Source organism: Amycolatopsis roodepoortensis (assembly GCF_014873915.1).
Lineage (GTDB): Bacteria > Actinomycetota > Actinomycetes > Mycobacteriales > Pseudonocardiaceae > Amycolatopsis > Amycolatopsis roodepoortensis.
Genome location: NZ_JADBEJ010000004.1, coordinates 1,067,760 through 1,084,297 on the forward strand (window position 1 = coordinate 1,067,760; position 16,538 = coordinate 1,084,297).

General features: G+C 68.1%; 19 protein-coding genes and 1 tRNA gene. 8 read left to right on the plus strand and 12 right to left on the minus strand.

The annotated features are described in order from the left end of the window. Positions 1-15: 15 nt before the first annotated feature. Positions 16-1,110 (minus strand): alkene reductase, encoded by a 1,095-nt coding sequence (locus H4W30_RS15705; protein WP_192743482.1) that lies wholly within the window; start codon positions 1,108-1,110, stop codon positions 16-18. Between the two features lie 67 nt (positions 1,111-1,177). Here H4W30_RS15705 and H4W30_RS15710 point away from each other — a divergent pair, with 67 nt between their 5' ends. After that, on the plus strand, positions 1,178-1,591 hold the full coding sequence (locus tag H4W30_RS15710; protein WP_192743483.1) for a MerR family transcriptional regulator: 414 nt from the start codon (positions 1,178-1,180) through the stop codon (positions 1,589-1,591). Between the two features lie 6 nt (positions 1,592-1,597). Here the strand turns inward: H4W30_RS15710 and H4W30_RS15715 are convergent, their stop codons facing one another. Genes H4W30_RS15715 through H4W30_RS15725 form a run of 3 tightly spaced genes read right to left on the minus strand, consistent with a single transcriptional unit; the run spans position 1,598 to position 3,044 of the window. Next, complete coding sequence (locus H4W30_RS15715) at positions 1,598-2,173, minus strand: TIGR03086 family metal-binding protein (RefSeq protein ID WP_192744117.1); 576 nt, start codon at positions 2,171-2,173, stop codon at positions 1,598-1,600. A 5-nt stretch (positions 2,174-2,178) separates the two neighbouring features. Beyond that, positions 2,179-2,664: an SRPBCC family protein gene (locus tag H4W30_RS15720; RefSeq protein ID WP_192743484.1), complete on the minus strand. Its 486-nt coding sequence runs from the start codon at positions 2,662-2,664 to the stop codon at positions 2,179-2,181. A gap of 29 nt (positions 2,665-2,693) precedes the next feature. Next, complete coding sequence (locus tag H4W30_RS15725) at positions 2,694-3,044, minus strand: ArsR/SmtB family transcription factor (protein ID WP_192743485.1); 351 nt, start codon at positions 3,042-3,044, stop codon at positions 2,694-2,696. Positions 3,045-3,302: 258 nt separating this feature from the next. Here H4W30_RS15725 and H4W30_RS15730 point away from each other — a divergent pair, with 258 nt between their 5' ends. The 4 genes from H4W30_RS15730 (at position 3,303) to H4W30_RS15745 (ending at position 7,690) form a co-directional block, all read left to right on the plus strand. Further along, positions 3,303-4,544, plus strand: coding sequence for a glycoside hydrolase family 3 N-terminal domain-containing protein (locus H4W30_RS15730; RefSeq protein ID WP_192743486.1), 1,242 nt, complete (start codon positions 3,303-3,305; stop codon positions 4,542-4,544). A 144-nt stretch (positions 4,545-4,688) separates the two neighbouring features. Beyond that, a complete protein-coding gene (locus H4W30_RS15735; RefSeq protein ID WP_192743487.1) occupies positions 4,689-5,636 on the plus strand; it encodes an alpha/beta hydrolase family esterase in 948 nt (315 codons plus the stop codon). 108 nt (positions 5,637-5,744) lie between these two features. Next, on the plus strand, positions 5,745-6,449 hold the full coding sequence (locus tag H4W30_RS15740; RefSeq protein ID WP_192743488.1) for a TetR/AcrR family transcriptional regulator: 705 nt from the start codon (positions 5,745-5,747) through the stop codon (positions 6,447-6,449). Positions 6,450-6,484: 35 nt separating this feature from the next. Next, the gene (locus H4W30_RS15745; RefSeq protein WP_192743489.1) at positions 6,485-7,690 is read left to right on the plus strand and encodes a cytochrome P450; all 1,206 of its coding nucleotides are present in this window, start codon (positions 6,485-6,487) and stop codon (positions 7,688-7,690) included. On the opposite strand, the gene H4W30_RS15750 is transcribed toward H4W30_RS15745, so the two are convergent. Both H4W30_RS15750 and H4W30_RS15755 read right to left on the minus strand, forming a co-directional pair. Then, on the minus strand, positions 7,687-8,328 hold the full coding sequence (locus H4W30_RS15750) for a histidine phosphatase family protein (RefSeq protein WP_192743490.1): 642 nt from the start codon (positions 8,326-8,328) through the stop codon (positions 7,687-7,689). The genes H4W30_RS15745 and H4W30_RS15750 overlap by 4 nt on opposite strands. A 97-nt stretch (positions 8,329-8,425) precedes the next feature. Further along, positions 8,426-9,223 carry a TIGR03084 family metal-binding protein gene (locus H4W30_RS15755; protein WP_126736495.1) on the minus strand — a complete coding sequence of 266 codons (798 nt, stop codon included), beginning with the start codon at positions 9,221-9,223 and terminating at the stop codon, positions 8,426-8,428. Positions 9,224-9,352: 129 nt separating this feature from the next. Between H4W30_RS15755 and H4W30_RS15760 the strand changes: the two genes are divergently transcribed. Next, the gene (locus H4W30_RS15760) at positions 9,353-9,799 is read left to right on the plus strand and encodes a heavy metal-responsive transcriptional regulator (protein ID WP_192743491.1); all 447 of its coding nucleotides are present in this window, start codon (positions 9,353-9,355) and stop codon (positions 9,797-9,799) included. 109 nt (positions 9,800-9,908) lie between these two features. Here H4W30_RS15760 and H4W30_RS15765 read toward each other — a convergent pair whose 3' ends face one another. Next, complete coding sequence (locus tag H4W30_RS15765) at positions 9,909-11,036, minus strand: acyl-CoA dehydrogenase family protein (RefSeq protein ID WP_192743492.1); 1,128 nt, start codon at positions 11,034-11,036, stop codon at positions 9,909-9,911. Between the two features lie 77 nt (positions 11,037-11,113). Then, positions 11,114-11,665 carry a DUF4190 domain-containing protein gene (locus H4W30_RS15770; protein WP_192744118.1) on the minus strand — a complete coding sequence of 184 codons (552 nt, stop codon included), beginning with the start codon at positions 11,663-11,665 and terminating at the stop codon, positions 11,114-11,116. Between the two features lie 223 nt (positions 11,666-11,888). Between H4W30_RS15770 and H4W30_RS15775 the strand changes: the two genes are divergently transcribed. Both H4W30_RS15775 and H4W30_RS15780 read left to right on the plus strand, forming a co-directional pair. Further along, positions 11,889-13,088, plus strand: coding sequence for a sensor histidine kinase (locus H4W30_RS15775; protein ID WP_192743493.1), 1,200 nt, complete (start codon positions 11,889-11,891; stop codon positions 13,086-13,088). Between the two features lie 30 nt (positions 13,089-13,118). After that, positions 13,119-13,766, plus strand: coding sequence for a response regulator transcription factor (locus tag H4W30_RS15780; protein WP_192744119.1), 648 nt, complete (start codon positions 13,119-13,121; stop codon positions 13,764-13,766). Positions 13,767-13,782: 16 nt separating this feature from the next. Here H4W30_RS15780 and H4W30_RS15785 read toward each other — a convergent pair whose 3' ends face one another. From H4W30_RS15785 to H4W30_RS15800, 4 genes are all read right to left on the minus strand, one after another. Next, a complete protein-coding gene (locus H4W30_RS15785) occupies positions 13,783-14,619 on the minus strand; it encodes an alpha/beta fold hydrolase (RefSeq protein ID WP_192743494.1) in 837 nt (278 codons plus the stop codon). A 13-nt stretch (positions 14,620-14,632) separates the two neighbouring features. Beyond that, positions 14,633-15,112 carry a winged helix-turn-helix domain-containing protein gene (locus tag H4W30_RS15790; RefSeq protein WP_192743495.1) on the minus strand — a complete coding sequence of 160 codons (480 nt, stop codon included), beginning with the start codon at positions 15,110-15,112 and terminating at the stop codon, positions 14,633-14,635. A 1-nt stretch (position 15,113) separates the two neighbouring features. Continuing rightward, positions 15,114-16,349, minus strand: coding sequence for a sulfite oxidase (locus H4W30_RS15795; protein WP_192743496.1), 1,236 nt, complete (start codon positions 16,347-16,349; stop codon positions 15,114-15,116). 63 nt (positions 16,350-16,412) lie between these two features. Further along, a tRNA-Leu gene (locus tag H4W30_RS15800) sits at positions 16,413-16,486 on the minus strand. Between the last annotated feature and the right edge of the window lie 52 nt (positions 16,487-16,538).

A 16,538-nucleotide genomic window follows, 5' to 3' on the forward strand; every position in this document is an offset into this window, starting at 1 on the left:
AGCGGGCGGCGAAGATCAGCTGCGCGCCGAACAGGCGAACTTCGCCGGGTCCGCTTCGAGCGCCGGGAAGTCGGTGTAGCCGTCGAGCCTGGCGCCGTAGTAGACGTCATGGTGCGCCCGAGCCAGCGGGGCACGGAGAGCGAAACGGGCGGGCAGGTCCGGGTTCGCGATGAACAACCTGCCGAAAGCGACCACGTCGGCCAGCCCGGACTCGATCAAGGACTCACCCTCGTCCTGGGTGGTCGGCTCCTCTGACCGCAGATTCGCGATGAGCGTCCCCGGCCACAACGGCCGCAGGTGCGACAGCACCTCAACGTCGGGAGTGTCGATGACGTGCAGGTATGCGAGCTCGTACCGGCGTAGTTCCGCGATCAGTCGTGGGTACACCTCCTTCCAATCGTCTTCCGAGATGTCGTTCTCCGGGTTTCCGGGCGAGATCCGCAGGCCGACCCTGGCGGCACCGATCTGCCGGACCACGGCCACCACCACCTCGACCGGGAAACGGAGCCGGGCCGCGACCGAACCGCCGTATCGGTCCTCTCTCCGGTTGGTGTTGCGGGCGAGGAACTCCTGGATGAGATAGCCGTTGGCACCGTGGAGCTCCACACCGTCGAATCCCGCCGCGATGGCCCGCCGGGCCGCCGCGGCGAAGTCCTGGACGACCTCGCCGATCTCGTTCTCGCCGAGCGCACGAGGCTCGACCGTGTCCGTCCAACCTGCGGCCGAGAAGATTCGACCCGCCTGCCGGACCGCCGACGGCGCCACCGGCGTCCGGCCCATCACGCCGGGATGAGCGACCCGGCCCGCGTGCCAGAGCTGCGCGAAGATGCGACCGCCTTCCTCATGCACGGCCGCCGTCACCGCGCGCCATGCCTCGGCCTGCTGCTCCGTCGCCAGCCCGGGAATACCCGGGCCGCTTTTGCCGGTCCGGTTCACCCAGACGCCTTCACTCACGATCAAACCGGCGCTCGCGCGTTGCGCGTAATACTCGACCGTCCGTGGATGCGGCACGCCGGTGACATCGTCCGCGCGCCCCCTGGTCATCGGGGCCATCGCCATCCGGTTCGGCAACTGGAGCGCGGTACCGCTGAATCCTTCGAGCAACCTCATGAACGCGAAGCTAAACCCTGACACCGACGTCACGGTCAAGCTCGGTTCCCACGGCTAATGTGGACCCATGCGGATCGGTGAACTGGCGAAGCGAACCGGGGTGAGTGTCCGCTCGTTGCGGTACTACGAAACGGAAGGCCTGCTGACTCCCGCTCGATGCGGCAACGGCTACCGGGCCTTCACCGAAGACGACATCGCGCGGGTCCTGCAGATCCAGCTCTTCTATTCGGCCGGGCTGTGCAGCGGCAAAATCGCGGAACTCCTTCCCTGTGTATCCGGCGACCACACGCATTTGGTGCCCTCGCCGGAGATGGCCGGCGAACTGGAGATCGCCAAGACTCGGATCCAGAACCAGATCTCTTTGCTCACCACCTCTCTGTCGGTTCTGGAACGTGTCCTGGCCGCGGCCAAGGGAACCGATACCGCCGAGGTTCCGGTTCCTTCCCGGCCCGTCCGGCGACACCGCGGGATCCACGTCTGACCCGTGTCAGGCGTTCGGGTCCCGGCCCATCAGCCCGAGCAGCCTGTCCTGCAGGGGCGCGTCTTCGGGCACTTTCACTTCGGGACCGAAGACGACGATGCCGGGCCCGAACGCTCCGGGAACCCTCATCTGATCGGGGATCGCCTGCGCCGCAGGCCACATCCGGGCGACCTCCTCCGGATCGATCGTGTCGTCCTGCCCGGTGGCCCGGGCCAGGTCCCAGCCGTGGATCACCATGTCGGCACTGACGACCTGGTCTATGTGCTCTTCCGCGGTCATCTTCCCCATCGGTGTCTCGTGTTCCGTCGCCGCGAGCGCGGGATCGGCGAGGACGGCTTCGACATCGGCCCGCGCGGCACGGAAGGCGCCCAGCGGGTCGTCCAGGAGCGAGGGCGCCGGCCCGAGGTCACGCCCGAAGGGGCGCAGCATCGCGCCGTGCATGTCGACGATGTGCCCGACGACATCCCTGGCGTTCCACTCTTCACACGGAGATCGGCTGTCCCACTCCTCGGCCCGGACGGCGGCGACCTTGCTCTCGAAGGCGTCGGCCCGGACGCGATATCGGTCCGCGATGGTGGTCATCGTGTTCACGCCCCCACCGGAGCTGCCAGGAACTCGGCCATCTTGTCGAAGCCCTCGCCGACGCCCCGCTCCATCCCGGATTCGAGCACGGCGTCCCGGATCCGCTTCGAGTCGTACCGCACCACCTGGGTCAGCGCGGTCACCCCGTCGTGCTCGACCAAGGTCAGAGTCGACAGGGCCTTGCCTTCCGAGGCTTCGCAGTCCTCGTTCGTCTCGAGGGAGACGAGCCGTTCCGGACGGTCGATCTCCTGGTAGACGCCCTGCAGCAGCATCTCCATTCCACCGCCGTGGCGCAGCCGATATAACCATCTGCCACCGACCCGCAGGTCGATCTCGCATTCGACGACCTCACAGTCGCGCGGGCCGAACCAGCGGCGCACCAGCTCCGGTTTGGTCCACGCGTCGAACACCAATGCCCTCGGCGCGTCGAAGGACCTCGTCATGACGATCTCGAGATCGCCGGATTTCGTCACGCTGAGAGTTCGTCCCATCGTGCTGTTCCTTTCCGCTCGTGCGCTGGTCAATCGGTCTCGTACCGGCGCTCCGGGTGCCGCATCTCCTCGTCGAGGACGAGATCCAGCTCCGTGAAGGCCTCGTCCCAGTAGCGGCGGTAGCCACCGAGCCATTCGTTCGCGTTCTTCAGCGGCTGGGCCACCAACCGGCAGGGGCGACGCTGGGCGTCACGACCCCTTGCCACCAGCCCCGCCCGCTCCAGCACCTTCAGATGCTTGGAGATGGCGGGCTGACTCATCGCGAAGGGTTCGGCCAGCTCCGTCACCGTGGCCTCGCCGCGCGCGAGCCGCGCGAGGATCGCGCGGCGGGTGGGGTCGGCGAGTGCCGCGAAGGTGACATCGAGCAGATCCTGTGTCACGGTCGCCCGCCTTTTCGTTCCATGGTCCGAGCCGTTTCTCACGAGTTCGAGTTCTCACGTTCGATAACCTTGCGGTTCCATAACCATGTGGTAATCTACGGCGGAGCAGATCGAGTTGTCAAGCACGAAGATCGGTTTGACCAGAGAGAACACGATTCGGAAGGAGGTGTGGCCGGAGGTTCGGCCCGGTGCGGCCACGCACCAAAGGGGCACGCGAGCGCGTACGAAAGGGCAACTGGGGTTACCGTCGACACCGGCATGGACGACGAACGAAACGAGCCGATGAACTCCGGGCGACCGAAGACGACGAAGCGATGGGCGGCCGTCATCCTGGGAGCCGCCGCTGTCCTGGCCACCAGCGTGCAATGCGGTACGGGGAACGACGAGGCCGGATCCGCGCAACCGGCAGGCACCGTACCTCCGCCTCGCGGCAGCGCCGCTTCAAGCCAGCCCGCCTCCAGCAGGCCCGCGCCCTCGCCGTCACCGAGGGCGGAGCAGGCACCCGTTCCAGGCTGTGAAGCCGTCATCGCCGGGATGAGCCCTCGGCAGCGGCTGGCCCAGCTGGTGGTGGTCGGCGTGAACGCCGGTGACCCGCAGGCGGCGGTGAAGCTGGTGCGCGACCAGCAGGTCGGCGGGATCTTCCTCGGCGGCAACGAGACGGCCCTGCTGCGGAACCACGCGCTGGACGAGGTGCAGCGCGCCGCGAAGGTCCCGGTGTCGGTCGCGATCGACGAGGAAGGCGGCCGCGTCCAGCGGATCGACGCCCTCGACGGCGAAATGCCGAGCGCCCGGAAGATGGCCTCGACACTGACTCCGGCGCAGGTACGGGCGAAGGCGGCAGAGCGAGGACGGCAGATGCGAGCCCGCGGCGTCACCGTCGACTACGCGCCCGACGCCGACATCACCGACCAGCCGGACCGCGACATCGTCGGCGACCGATCGTTCAGCGCGAACCCGGAGGTCGCGCGCAAGTACGTCCTGGCGTTCGCGCAGGGGCTGCGGGACGCCGGGGTGCAGCCGGTGCTGAAGCACTTCCCCGGGCACGGGCATGCCACCGGCGATTCCCACAAGGGGCTGGTACGAACGCCGCCGCTGGCCTCGCTGCGCAAGGTCGACCTGGTGCCGTACCGGGACATCGGCGAGTACGGCGAGATCGGTGTCATGGTCGGGCACCTGGATGTCCCCGACCTGACCGGCGGCACGCCGTCGACCCTGTCGGCACCGGCGTACCGGCTGCTGCGGAAGGACTACGCGTTCAACGGCCCGGTGATCACGGACGATCTCGGGGCGATGAAGGCGATCACAGCGCAGTACCCGCTCCAGACGGCCGTGCTCAAGGCCCTGCAGGCGGGAGCGGACCAAGCGCTGTGGTCCTCCGGCGGCAACGTCGGGACGGTGCTGGCCACCCTGGAGCAAGCGCTCGCGTCCGGCGACCTGCCGGCCACCCGGGTCGACGAGGCCTTGACGCGAGTGCTCGCGGCGAAACGCGCCTGCGGCTGACCGGCCGGACACCCGCGGGTCCTCGGCGAGCCGATCCCAGGGTGACGTGCGAAGCGTCCGAAAACTCAATGAACACAATGCTGACCAGGCCGGCGACAGGAGTGACCCTGATCACCGCCCTGCCGCCCGATCAAGGAGGATCGCGTGCCTGGTCCCACGAAGTACCTGCGTCGTCTCGCGCTGGCGGCCGCCGCCGCTGCCGGACTGAGCCTGTTCGCCGTCCCGGCGGCGTCGGCGGTGTCAGTAGTGCCGTCGGCGATCGATCATCCGGTGCGGACGACCGGTTGCCAGCGTCCGTCCCCGGTTCCCGCCGGGACGACGACGCTGCGGACACTGACGTCCGGCGGCTTGGTCCGCGAGTACACGGTGCACGTTCCGGCTCGATACCGGCCGTCGCGGTCGTACCCGCTGGTGTTGTCGTTCCACGGCCACAAACGCACGTCGAAATATCAGGAGGAGCTATCCGGATTCTCGGCCTATGACGCGATTTCCGTCTACCCGCAAGGACTTCCCGGGACGGACGGTGAATCGGCATGGACCGGCGCGCCGTACTCGGCGGCCGCCGACGACGTGCTCTTCACCAGCGATCTGCTGAACATGCTCCAGCGCGAACTGTGCGTCGACTCCCGCCGGATCTACGCGACGGGCAAGTCGAACGGCGGCGGGTTCGTCGGCGTCCTCGCTTGCCGGATGCCGGGCCGGATCGCCGCGTTCGCACCCGTCGCCGGCGCGTTCTACCCGCAAGGCGGTGAATGCCACCCGTCGCGTCCCGCGCCGATTCTCGATTTCCACGGAACGGCCGACGCGACGATCCCCTACACCGGGAATCCCGCCAAGGGGCTGCCGGCGCTGCCGGACTGGCTCGCCGCGTGGGCGAATCGGAACGGCTGCTTCCCGCACCCGATCCGGTATTCGCCGCAAACCGACGTCACCGTCCAGCGCTGGCTCGGTTGCTCGCTGCAGCACTACCGGGTCGAAGGCGCCGGGCACGTCTGGCCGAGCACCGCGCCGAACAACGACTCCGCCACTCCGACCGTCATCGACGCGACTCCGGTCATCTGGAAGTTCTTGCTCGCCCACCGTCTGCGTTAAGAACTCGTCGATTCCCTTGCCGGACCGGCACACCTGACGCTACCGTCGAACTGACCGGATGACCAGATGAGCAAATCTGGTCACGAAGTCAGGGAACTGGGAGCGCACGTGGCAGAACGTCCGGACCGCACCGCCGGCCGCGCCGATCGCATCCTCGACGCGGCCGGCGTCCTGCTGTCGCGGCTGGGCTATCGCAAGGTGACCATCGAGGACATCGCGAGCCAGGCGGGCATCGGGAAGGGCACGATCTACCTGCACTGGCCCACCAAGGAAACCCTCTTCCACGCGTTGCTCCTGCGTGAATCCCTCCGGGCCGCCGAGAACCTCCTCGCCCGGCTGGACGAAGACCCGGCGGAAGTCATCCCGCACCGATTCCATCGGGCGGTCTTCCTCTACACCCAGCAGAACCCGTTGCTCGGCGCGCTCATCACCGGCAACACCGAACTGCTGGGCCGGTTGAAGAAACATCCTCTGCAGGACCAGGACGCGGTCGTGACCGAGCGGTACCTGAAGACGATGACGGACCGGGGCCTGCTGCGCGACGACATCCCGCACCTGCTCTTCTCCATGCGCGCCTCGGCGCTGGGGTTCTACCTGATGGACAGCTTCACCACCGACGGCGCCGGCCTCGAACCCGAAGAAAAGGCCGACGCTCTCGCGCACATCATCCGGACGGCGCTCGAGCCGCCGGAGCCGCCGTCCACGGCGAACGTGGCCGCCACCGCGGCCGAAGTGAGCCAGGCGTTCCAGGAGCTGATCTCGTCCTATCGCGCCTGGATCTACCGGAAGGACGGCCCCGAAGAGCCCGCTTGACCCGGGCTCTCCACCACCGAAGAAGGGGGCAAGCCATGACCACGATCGCCGAAAACTGGGGTGTCCACGAAGGCCAGTTCTGGCTTCGAGGGGAATTCCCGGCCGAGCCGGTCCGTTTCGACCCCGAGACGGGTATGTGGAACGTCTACGGCCACGCCGAGGCGCTGAAGACCCTGAGTGACCCCAAGGTGTTCTCCTCCGACACCACCCGGCTGATCCCCGAGGAGCTCTCACCGGACAAGGACCTGTTCGTCGAGGGCAATCTGCTCGTGATGGACCCGCCGGACCACAAGAAACTGCGCACGCTGGTGAGCCACGCCTTCACCCCGAAGGTCGTCGCGGATCTCGAACCGCGGATCGCCGCGCTGACGAACGAACTCCTCGACGCCGTCGACGGCGCGGACTCGATGGAACTGGTGACCCATCTGGCCTACCCGCTGCCGGTGATCGTCATCGCCGAACTGCTCGGCATCCCGGCGAGCGATCGCGACCTGTTCAAGGAATGGGTCGACACGTTGCTGCGGAACAGCCAGCAACGGTCACTGATCAAGCAGACCGAGGAGGACAAGAAGGCCGCCGAGGAAACGGCCGCTCAGGTGAAGAACCTGGTGAACTACCTTGCCGAGCATGTCGACGACCGGCGGCGTAACCCGCGCGAGGACCTGCTGACCAAACTCGTCCAAGCCGAGGTCGACGGGGCGAAACTCACGCAGAACGAAGTCGTCAACTTCGCGAACGTGCTGCTGCTCGCCGGACACATCACCACCACGATGCTGCTCGGGAACACGGTGCTGTGCCTGGATTCCCATCCGGACGAGTACCGGCGCGTCCGGGAGGACCGGGCATTGCTGCCCGCCGCCATCGAGGAATCGCTGCGTTTCCTCAGCCCGTTCGCGCTCGTCGCCCGCGCCACGACGACCGAGGTCGAACTGGGCGGCCAGGCGATCCCGCCGGACAGCATGGTCGCTATCTGGGTCGCGGCGGCGAACCGGGATCCGCGGACCTTCACCGATCCCGGCATCTTCGATCCGGCGAGGGCGCACAACCCCCACCTGGCCTTCGGCCGCGGGATCCATTTCTGCATCGGCGCCCCGCTCGCCAGGCTGGAAGGCAAGACTGCGCTCAACATCCTGCTGGACCGCTTCCCGGATCTGCGCACCGATCCGGCCGCCCCGCCGTCGTTCATCCCGAGCCCGAACATGACCGGGGTGAACAAGCTCCAGCTGTTGCTGAAGCCCTAACGGTCCGCGTACCGGGAGGCGAGCGGGACCACCACTCGTGGTGCTCGCTTCCCGGGCGTGTACCGCAGTTCGGTGATGTTGCCGTTCGGCGCCAGGTAGGTGTCGGCGAACGTGCGGAATCCGCGCATGGCCTCGCTGTCCGGCGTGGTGATCCCGGTCAGCAGGGACCACATGACCGCGCGGATGAAGAGCCCGTGCGTGAAGACCGCGATCGGCCCGGGCTCGCGTTCTCCCAGCCGCGCCAGGAATTCCTGGGTCCGGGTGAAGAGCGCCGCGAAGGATTCCGCGCCGTTCACCGCGTGGTGCGGATCCGCACGGGACCAGTAGGCCTCCGTGTACGGCTTACGGGTGGCCGTGGTGGTGACCTGTCCATGGAGTTCGCCGAGAAAGGTGAACTCCTGGACAGGCCACTCCTCACGCTCCGCGCCGGGGAACCGCTCGATCGTCGGCTCGGCGGTCTGCCGCGCCCGCAGGAACGGCGACGTCACGATCAACCGAGGCGGTTCGGCCAGCGATTCCGCGATTTCGAGGGCTTGCCGCTTACCGAGTTCGGTCAGCGCCGAAGTCCCCGGCTCCCCACCGGGAAGTCCCGCGTTGGACTCGCTTTCCCCATGCCTGATCAGCCACACTCGTGTCACGATCGCCTCCTAGACCCCCTGTGCGTCGACGATCGCACCGAGCGGACTTGATCGCGACTTCCAAGATGCCCTATCCACCGCGGAAGCGGCGGGACTCTCAACGGCCGAACTGTCCCGGTGAGCGGCCCTCGCCCGCGGGACCGCGGTACGCCTGCGCGATGTCCAGCCACTGATCCGCCAGCGCGCCCTCGGCGCGGACGTCGAGGTCGTCGCGGTGACGGCGCCGCGTGACCAGGAGGCAGAAGTCCTCGGCGCTCCCGGTGATCCGCTCCGGGGAGTCCTCGGGGCCGAACGTCCACAGCTGGCCGGACGGCGAGGTGATCTCGAACCGGAACTCCTGCTCCGGCGGGGTCAGGCCGCGCGCCTCGTAACCGAAGTCCCGCACCCGGACGGCGAAGCCGACGAGGTACGCGAGCCGGTCCGTCCGCTCCGGCCGTACACCCAGCGCGTCCGCGACGTCCTGGCCGTGCGCGAACAGTTCCATCATCCCGGCGCAGGCGAGGATGGCCGGCGGCAGCGGGTTGACGAGCCACGGGACGACCTGGTCCGCCGGGACCGCGGCGAGCGCCTTGATGCCGGCGTCGCGTTCGGCACGCCAGCGGCTCAGCAGGACCTCGTTGGGGTCGCCGAGGTAGTCGTCGAGGGCCGCGTTGACGGCGGCGTCGAACCCGCGCGCCATCGACGACTTCGCGAGTTCGGCGAAGGCCCGCGGCTCGGCCGCGGACAATCCGGCGATCTTGAAGATGAACGCGAGATGCGCGATCTGGTGTTTGACCGACCAGCCCGTCGCGGGCGTCGGAAGATCCCATCCCGCGTCGTCGAGGCCGGCCACCAGGGCGTCGACCTGTTCACCCTCCGTGGTGAGGTCCCTGATCACGTTCCGGAAGTCAGTCACCGTGTCGTCCTCTCGCCGTTTCCACCCTCTCGAATGATGCGGACGCGCTTGGCCGTCGTCTTCTCTTCGTGAGCCCCGTCGGATTTCGGACTTGATTCTGGAGCCGGGTCCAGGTTCTACCCTCGCATCATGCGAACCGAAGCGACGAAGGCGCTGACGGCGTTGACCATGTCCGAGGTGACCTCCCGCGCCGGAGTGCGGCCGGACACCGTGCGCTACTACGAGCGCATCGGCCTGCTGCCCACGCCCGCGCGGACGACCGGGGCCCACCGGCGCTACGACGAGGGCGTCATCGACCGGCTGCGGTTCATCCGCGGCACCCAGCGGCTCGGGCTGACGCTGACGGAGATCGGTGACCTGCTGAGCGTGCGCGACACCGGCGTATGCCCGTGCGAACCCGCCGAAACCATGCTGGAACGCCATCTCGCCGAAATCGACGCGGAGATGGCGCGGCTGGGCGAACTGCGTGCCGAACTCACTTCCATGCTGTCCGGGATGTCCGGCGAGAACTGCGCCGATCCGGTTCCCGGTGCCTGGTGCCCGCCCGGCTGTGCCCCCGAGGGAGGAGGTGGATGATCATGCGGAACGACGACTGGTGCGATTGCGACTGCTGCGGCAGCGGCTGCTGCTGACCCGCTTCGGCGGGACCGGCCGGGCTTGACGTCACCCGGCCGGCCATCCGAGGTCAGTCCTGCGGCAGGAGCACGGTCTTCCCGATCCGGTCCTTGCAGACTTCGGCCGAATAGGCCATCAAGCCACCGGCCTGCGCGTCCCGGAACAACCGCTGGATCGGCGACGTGCGAAGGAAGCCCGAACCGCCGCCCGTCTTCAGCGCCAACTGGGCGACATCGCGGGCGATGTCGTTCGCGAGCACCTTCGCCGTCATGGTCGCTGGCATGAACTCCGGCGAATTCCGATCCGCCAGCCAGGCCATGTTCCGGGAGTACACGCGTGCGGCTTCGAGACGGGCGTGGACGTCCGCTGCTTCGAATTGGAGCCACTGCATTTCGGCGAGCGGCTGCCCGGTCGCGGGGATGACGCGGCCCCGGGCGTGCGAGACCAGGGCTTCCTCCGCCGCGTCGGCGATCCCCAACGACAGGAACGCGAGGCCGGCCGCGATGTGGTTCGGGCGCGGCTCGGCCGAAGGCGGGCACCTGCGGTCCTCCCGCAGCAGGGTCCCTTCGAAGGAGACGAGCTGGCTTCGGCTGGCGCGCAGGCCCATCGTGTCCCAGATGGGCACGAAGGTCATCGTGTCGTCCGGCGAGACGCCGAAGAAGGTGGGCACGCCGTCGACGAGCGCGTTGACCAGGAAGTGGTCGGCGGCCTCGCAGCCGGAAACGAACCGTTTGGCGCCGGTGAGCCGGTATCCGCCGTCGGCAGGCTCCGCGATCTGTTGCGGCATCAGGAACATGTTGCCGCTACTCGGTTCAGAAAGTGCGTTGGCGAACCGCTTGCCGTCGATGAGTTCTTCGGCGTAGAAGCGGCCCATGTCGGGAGCGGACAACTGCGCCAGTCCGACCGCGGCACCGATGTGCATCACCCAGATACACGCGGTGGAGGAACAGGCGGCGCTGAGAATACGGACGATCTCGCCGTAGCTCCGATAGCTGAGGTCCTCGCCGCCGAGCTCCGCGGGCAACGTCGCCCTGTCGAGTCCGGTCGCGTGCAAGGCGCGAAGGTTGGCGATGGGCAGCTCGGCCGTGTCGTCGAATTCGGCGGCACTCGCGGCGAAGTCCCTCGCCAGTTCGGTGACGGTTTCGATCCAGTGTCGTTCGTGGGCGGGCGGGTCGAACGGATGGACGGGCTCGGTCATGTCCGCATCATGCCGGAATCGCGAAGGCCTCCTCGCCACCCCGAGAATGGCGAAGGAGGCCTTTCACGGTCCGGCCGTCACACTCCGGTGCAGGCGGCCATGGCGAATTCGCCCGAAGCGGTCTTGGTCGAAACGACCGCGCCGTCGACGGTGATCTTGCAGGTGACGGATCCACCGGTCTCGCCCGTGGTCACCGTGAGCGTCCCGCCCTTGTAGACGCCCTTGTTCTCGACTTCCTTGTTCCACGGCAGCGCCGGAACGGTCTCGGTGGTGGGGTTCAGGACCTCGCCGTAGATGACCTCGACGTTCGTGGCGTCACCGGTGACTTCGTAGGAGACCTTCGCGGTGCGGTTGATTTCGTTGTTGACCTCGTCGACCGCCGCGTTGAACACGAAGATCCACACCACGCAGACCACGAGCCCGAGCGCGGACAGGGCGATACCGGTGATGGAGAGGCCCTTGTTGGAGGCCTTCCCGTTCTTGACGCGGATCAGCCCGATGATCGAGAAGATCAGGCCGAGGATCACCAGCGGCCACGCGATGACGCCGACGAACGGGATCGGGGAGAAGACCAGCCCCACCAGGCCGAGGACGAAGCCCGTGACGCCGATGCCGTTGCGAGGCGGCATCGGGCTGGCGGGGGCTTGCGGGGCCGGCGTGTAGGGGGTTTGCTGGGTCACGGGGGATTTCCTTTCCAACGGGATGAACGAGGCGGCATACAACCAGTGATCGCGAGGCGGCCGCGTCGTCCTCGGCGCGTGAACCCGTTACGACGAAAGTCGTAATTCGCGCGCTTCGAAGGATCGGTTCCGCTGATGCGGCCGGCCTGGCCTGCTTGCGTACGCTCAGCGCATGGCAAGGCGTGTGCTCGGTGTGGTGCTCACCGTGGTGGCGGTCGCGGCGTGCGTGATCAGCAGCATTTTCGTCTTCAGCGCCCAGGGCTATCTTCCGGCGACGAAAGAGTTCGACCCGACGTGGTGGTCCACGCTCGGTTTCCTCACCGGGATCGCGGCGGCGGTCATGCTCTGCTGGCGGCACAAATGGCCGGAACTCGTCCTCGGCATCGCCTTGGTTCCGCCGCTTTGCTTCCGCTCCGACGCGCTGGCCGCGTTGGTCGCCCTCGCCGCTTTGGCCGCGCATCGTCGCGACCGTCTCCTGTGGACCGGGTCCGTGCTGGTCTACATCGCGACGGCGTGGGCGTTGTTCGGCGACGCCAACCGCCATCCCGATGTGACCATCGCCGGGCAGATCGTCGGCAAGGAGCTGTCCGCGGTGCAGGTGATGGGGACGCTGACGGTCGCCGTCGTGATGACGGCCGTACCGCTCACCGTCGGCGTCGTCCGCGGGATGCAGGGCACGATCGCGATCCGCGAGGCCAAGGAAGCGGAGCTCCGCGCCGAAATGACCCGCCGCGCGGAACGCACCCGCATCGCGCGCGAGATGCACGACGTCCTCGGGCACCGGCTTTCCCTGCTGTCGCTGCAGGCCGGCGCGCTCGAGGTCAGCAAGGGGCCCGCGACGACGGAAGCCGCGAAAACCGTCCGCACGACGGCCCGCCAATCGCTCGAAGATCTGCGGCAGGTCATCGGTGTCCTGCGCGATGGCCAGGGTTTCGGTGAGAACGGCGAGCACGGATCCCATCCGGAGCCGCCGCAGCCGACGCTGGCGGACATTCCCGAGCTGGTCGCCAACGCCCGACGGGCCGGCTTGGGCGTCAACGTGACGATTTTGCTCGACGACGCGGGCGGCGCGCCGGCGCTGCTCGGCACGACCGCGTACCGGATCGTCCAGGAGTCGCTGACCAACATCCTGAAGCACGCGCCGGGCGCGCCGGCCGAGGTTTCGGTGCGCGGAGGTCCCGGGAACGGGCTCACCGTCGAGGTCGTCAATCCGCTGCCCGCGGCCGCCGCGACGGGCAAGCCCCCCGGTGCCGGCGCGGGGCTGACCGGGATCGGCGAGCGGGTCACGCTGATCGGCGGGAACGCCAGCGCCGGCCCCACCGACGAGGGCACATTCGCCGTCCGGGCTTGGTTACCGTGGGGACACCACTAACCTGTCCGGGTGAACCAGCGCCCACTGCGAGTGCTGCTCGTCGACGACGACCCGCTCGTACGAACCGGTTTGTCGATGATCCTGTCCAGCACTGGCGACATCCAGGTCGTCGCGGAGGCGGGCGACGGGGACGAAGCCGTGCCGAAGGTGACCATGCACGCGCCCGACGTCGTGCTGATGGACATCCGGATGCGGCGGATGAACGGCCTCACCGCGACGGCCGCCGTCACCGCGCTGCCCAATCCGCCCAAGGTCCTCGTACTGACTACTTACGACCTCGACGAATACGTTTTCGACGCACTCGGCGCCGGCGCCAGCGGATTCCTGCTGAAAGAAGGTTCGCCACAGGAGATCATCGACGCGGTCCGGGTGGTCGCGGCGGGCGAGGCGATGCTCTCGCCGCGGACGACGCGGAAACTCATCGGGCACTTCGTCGCGACCAGGACGAGCCCTCGCCGTCACCGGGCGCGAACCGGGCTGAGCACCCTGACCGAACGCGAGCGGGAGATCGTCACCGCCGTCGCGCGGGGCGGGACCAACGCCGAAATCGGCGCGGCCCTGCACCTGAGCGAGGCGACGGTGAAGACCCACATCACCCGGATCTTCGCGAAACTCGACGCGACCAACCGGGTCCAGCTGACGATCTTCGCCTACGAAGCCGGGCTCGTCGCTCCCTGACGGTCCCTTTGACGAACTACGCGAGCCCGGCGAGGATGGCGGCGGCCTCCTGCGGATGGATGAGGAACCGGACGTGGCTGCTCACGAGCGACCGCACGTCGGTCGGGTTGTCCGGGGTGAGCGCGTCCGCCTCCTTGATGAACCGGTCCTGCAGCGCGAGCGGCATCGACCGGTCCTCCGTGAGCCGGATGTAGGTGCGCGGGATCCGGCCCCAGGTGGCGGCGTCGGCGAGCTCGGTTCCGGCGTCGAGGCTCTCGTCCGGCTCGAGGGTGTTGAGGTACGCGAAGAACTCCTGCTCGGTGCCGTCTTCGAGCATCGCGTTCTTCAACGCGGCCAGCAGCGCGGGATCGGCGGTGCGCCAGTTCATCCGGAGCGCGCCGAGTTCGGCGGGATTCGCGACGACGACCCCGCCGACGTCGTTGAGCGCGCTGCTCGCGTACTCGGGTCCCTGCATGTACTCGCCCACCGTCGCGTCGACGCAGCACCAGGCCGAGATGTAGACGATCCGGTCGATCAGTTCGGGGACGGCGTTCGCGACCCCGGTGAGCGCGAGCCCGCCGCGGCTGTGCCCGACCAGGATGACCGGTCCGTGCTCGGCGACCTTGCGCACGACATCCACGACCTGGTCGACTGCCTCGGCCAGCGTGACGCCCGCCTGGTTCGACGGCGCCGTGGCCAGCGCTTCGAGATCCTGGGGTGCCTGGTAGGCGGCGTGGAAACCGGCGGCGAAGCCGTGTCCGGGAAGGTCGACGGCCAGGGTGCGATGGCCGAGCAGCGCGAGCTCGCGTTGCAGCGGGCCCCAGGTGAAGGAGGCGCTGCTGGAACCGTGCACGAAAACGTAAGTCGGAGTCACGGTTCCTATCCTGTCAGTCCGCGATGAGCACCTGGCCCGCCCCGTCGAACCGGTAGCCGACCCCGCGCACCGTCGTGATCGGCGTCAGCACGGGTTCCAGCTTCCCGCGGATCTTGCGGACATGGACGTCGACGGTCCGCCCGTTGCCGCCGGACAGACCCCAGACCTGTTCCATCAACGTGACCCGGTCGAAGACACGGTCCGGATTCCGGCCGAGGAACAGCAGGAGGTCGAACTCGAGCCTGGTGAACTCCAGTACCTCGCCGTGCATCAGCACTCGTCGCGAGCCGGGTTCGATACGTAGCGGCGGCCCGAATTCGACGACCTGGCCCGCTTGGACGGCCTTGGCGGTCAGGGTCACCCCGACAGTGTCCTCAAAGGACTCAAGCAGACGCGCGGTGATCGCGGCGGCTTGTTCCGGGTCGGTGTTCACCCGTAACTCGAGGGTCAATTCGACGGCTGGTTCCCCTCTGACCGCCACTGACCGCGTCATCTCACACCACCCGGACCGGATGCCGGACGACGGCGTCGAACAGGTAGCCCTGGGAGTTGTGCGGAGTGACCTCCGGCTGGGTGGCACCGGTGATGTCCGTGGCCCGCGCTCGCAGGGTGTGGGTACCGGGATTGCCGGAGCGCCAAGGGATCTCCCAGCGTCGCCAGCCTCGATCGGCCGCCGCGCCCACGAACTTCGCCTGCCGCCAGCCGCCACCGGTGTCGACTTCGACGCGCCGGATCCGGCCGTTTCCCGACCACGACCGGCCGCGCAGCACATACCTACCGCCTGCCGCGAATTCGGCGTTCCACGGCAGTTCGAACGCGCTCTTGACCACCTGCCGGGTCACGAGCGCCCCCTCCGCCGGATAGTCCGGCCCGAGCAGCCTGTAGTACTGCGTGTTCCACGGCGACACCAGTGGCGTGTCCGAGACTTCGATACGCCCCAGCCATTTGATCGACGAGATCCCGGCCCACGATGGCACGACGAGCCGCACCGGATGACCGTGATCCGGCGGGAGCGGACGCCCGTTCATCTCGTAGGCCAGCAAAACGTCCTGCAACGCCTTCGCGACCGGGAGAGGGCGACGCACCTTCCCCAGGTTCACCCCGCCGGTGACGTAGTCGGCGTCCAGTCCCTCCGGCAGGACGTCCACCGCGTGCCGCGTCAGCCCCGCTTTGGCCAGCACGGTGGAAAGCCGGACGCCACGCCAGCGCGCGACGCCGATCGCACCGAGCTTCCACGCCGTGCCGGAAACCACCTGCCCTTGCTGGCTGGTGAAGAAACTCCGCCCGTTGCCCGCGCATTCGATGGCGGAAGTGATCGTCTCCGCGGGCAATTCGAGCAGGTCTCGGTAGCTGAACTCGACCGGTCCTCCACGCAGCCCTGTCCCGAACAGCTTCAGCCGCCAGGTGCCGGCGTCGATCGACGGTGTGGCGGTGTGGTTTCGCACGAAGAACCGTTCGACCGGGGTCAGCTCGCCCTGACCGCTCAGTGCCTCCCAGCGCGTCTCCGCGTTGGTGCCGTAGACCTCGAAGATCTCAGGCGGCAAGGGCTTCACGATCGGCGACGCCGCCGACGCCGTTCCAGCGGGAAGCGCACCGAAAGCCGTCAGCGCGAGTGAGCCGCCCGCCGCGAGCCGAAGCAGACCGCGCCTGGAAACCCCATTTCCTTCACACCACTGGGTGAGTCGAGCGCGGTCGTAGGTGGCTTCGTCGGTCAGGCCGATCCCGGTCATGCGGATCATTGTCGGCAGCGTCGGTCCGCGCGGACCAGGACGTCCACAGAGCGGAACCGGTTGTGCCCCGGACGGGGATCGAACCCGCACTGTGTCGATTTTAAGTCGACTGCCTCTGCCAGTTGGGCTACCGGGGCACCGACAGCCTAGGCGATGCCCTTTGGTCCGCGGCTTCAGTACGCCGATATT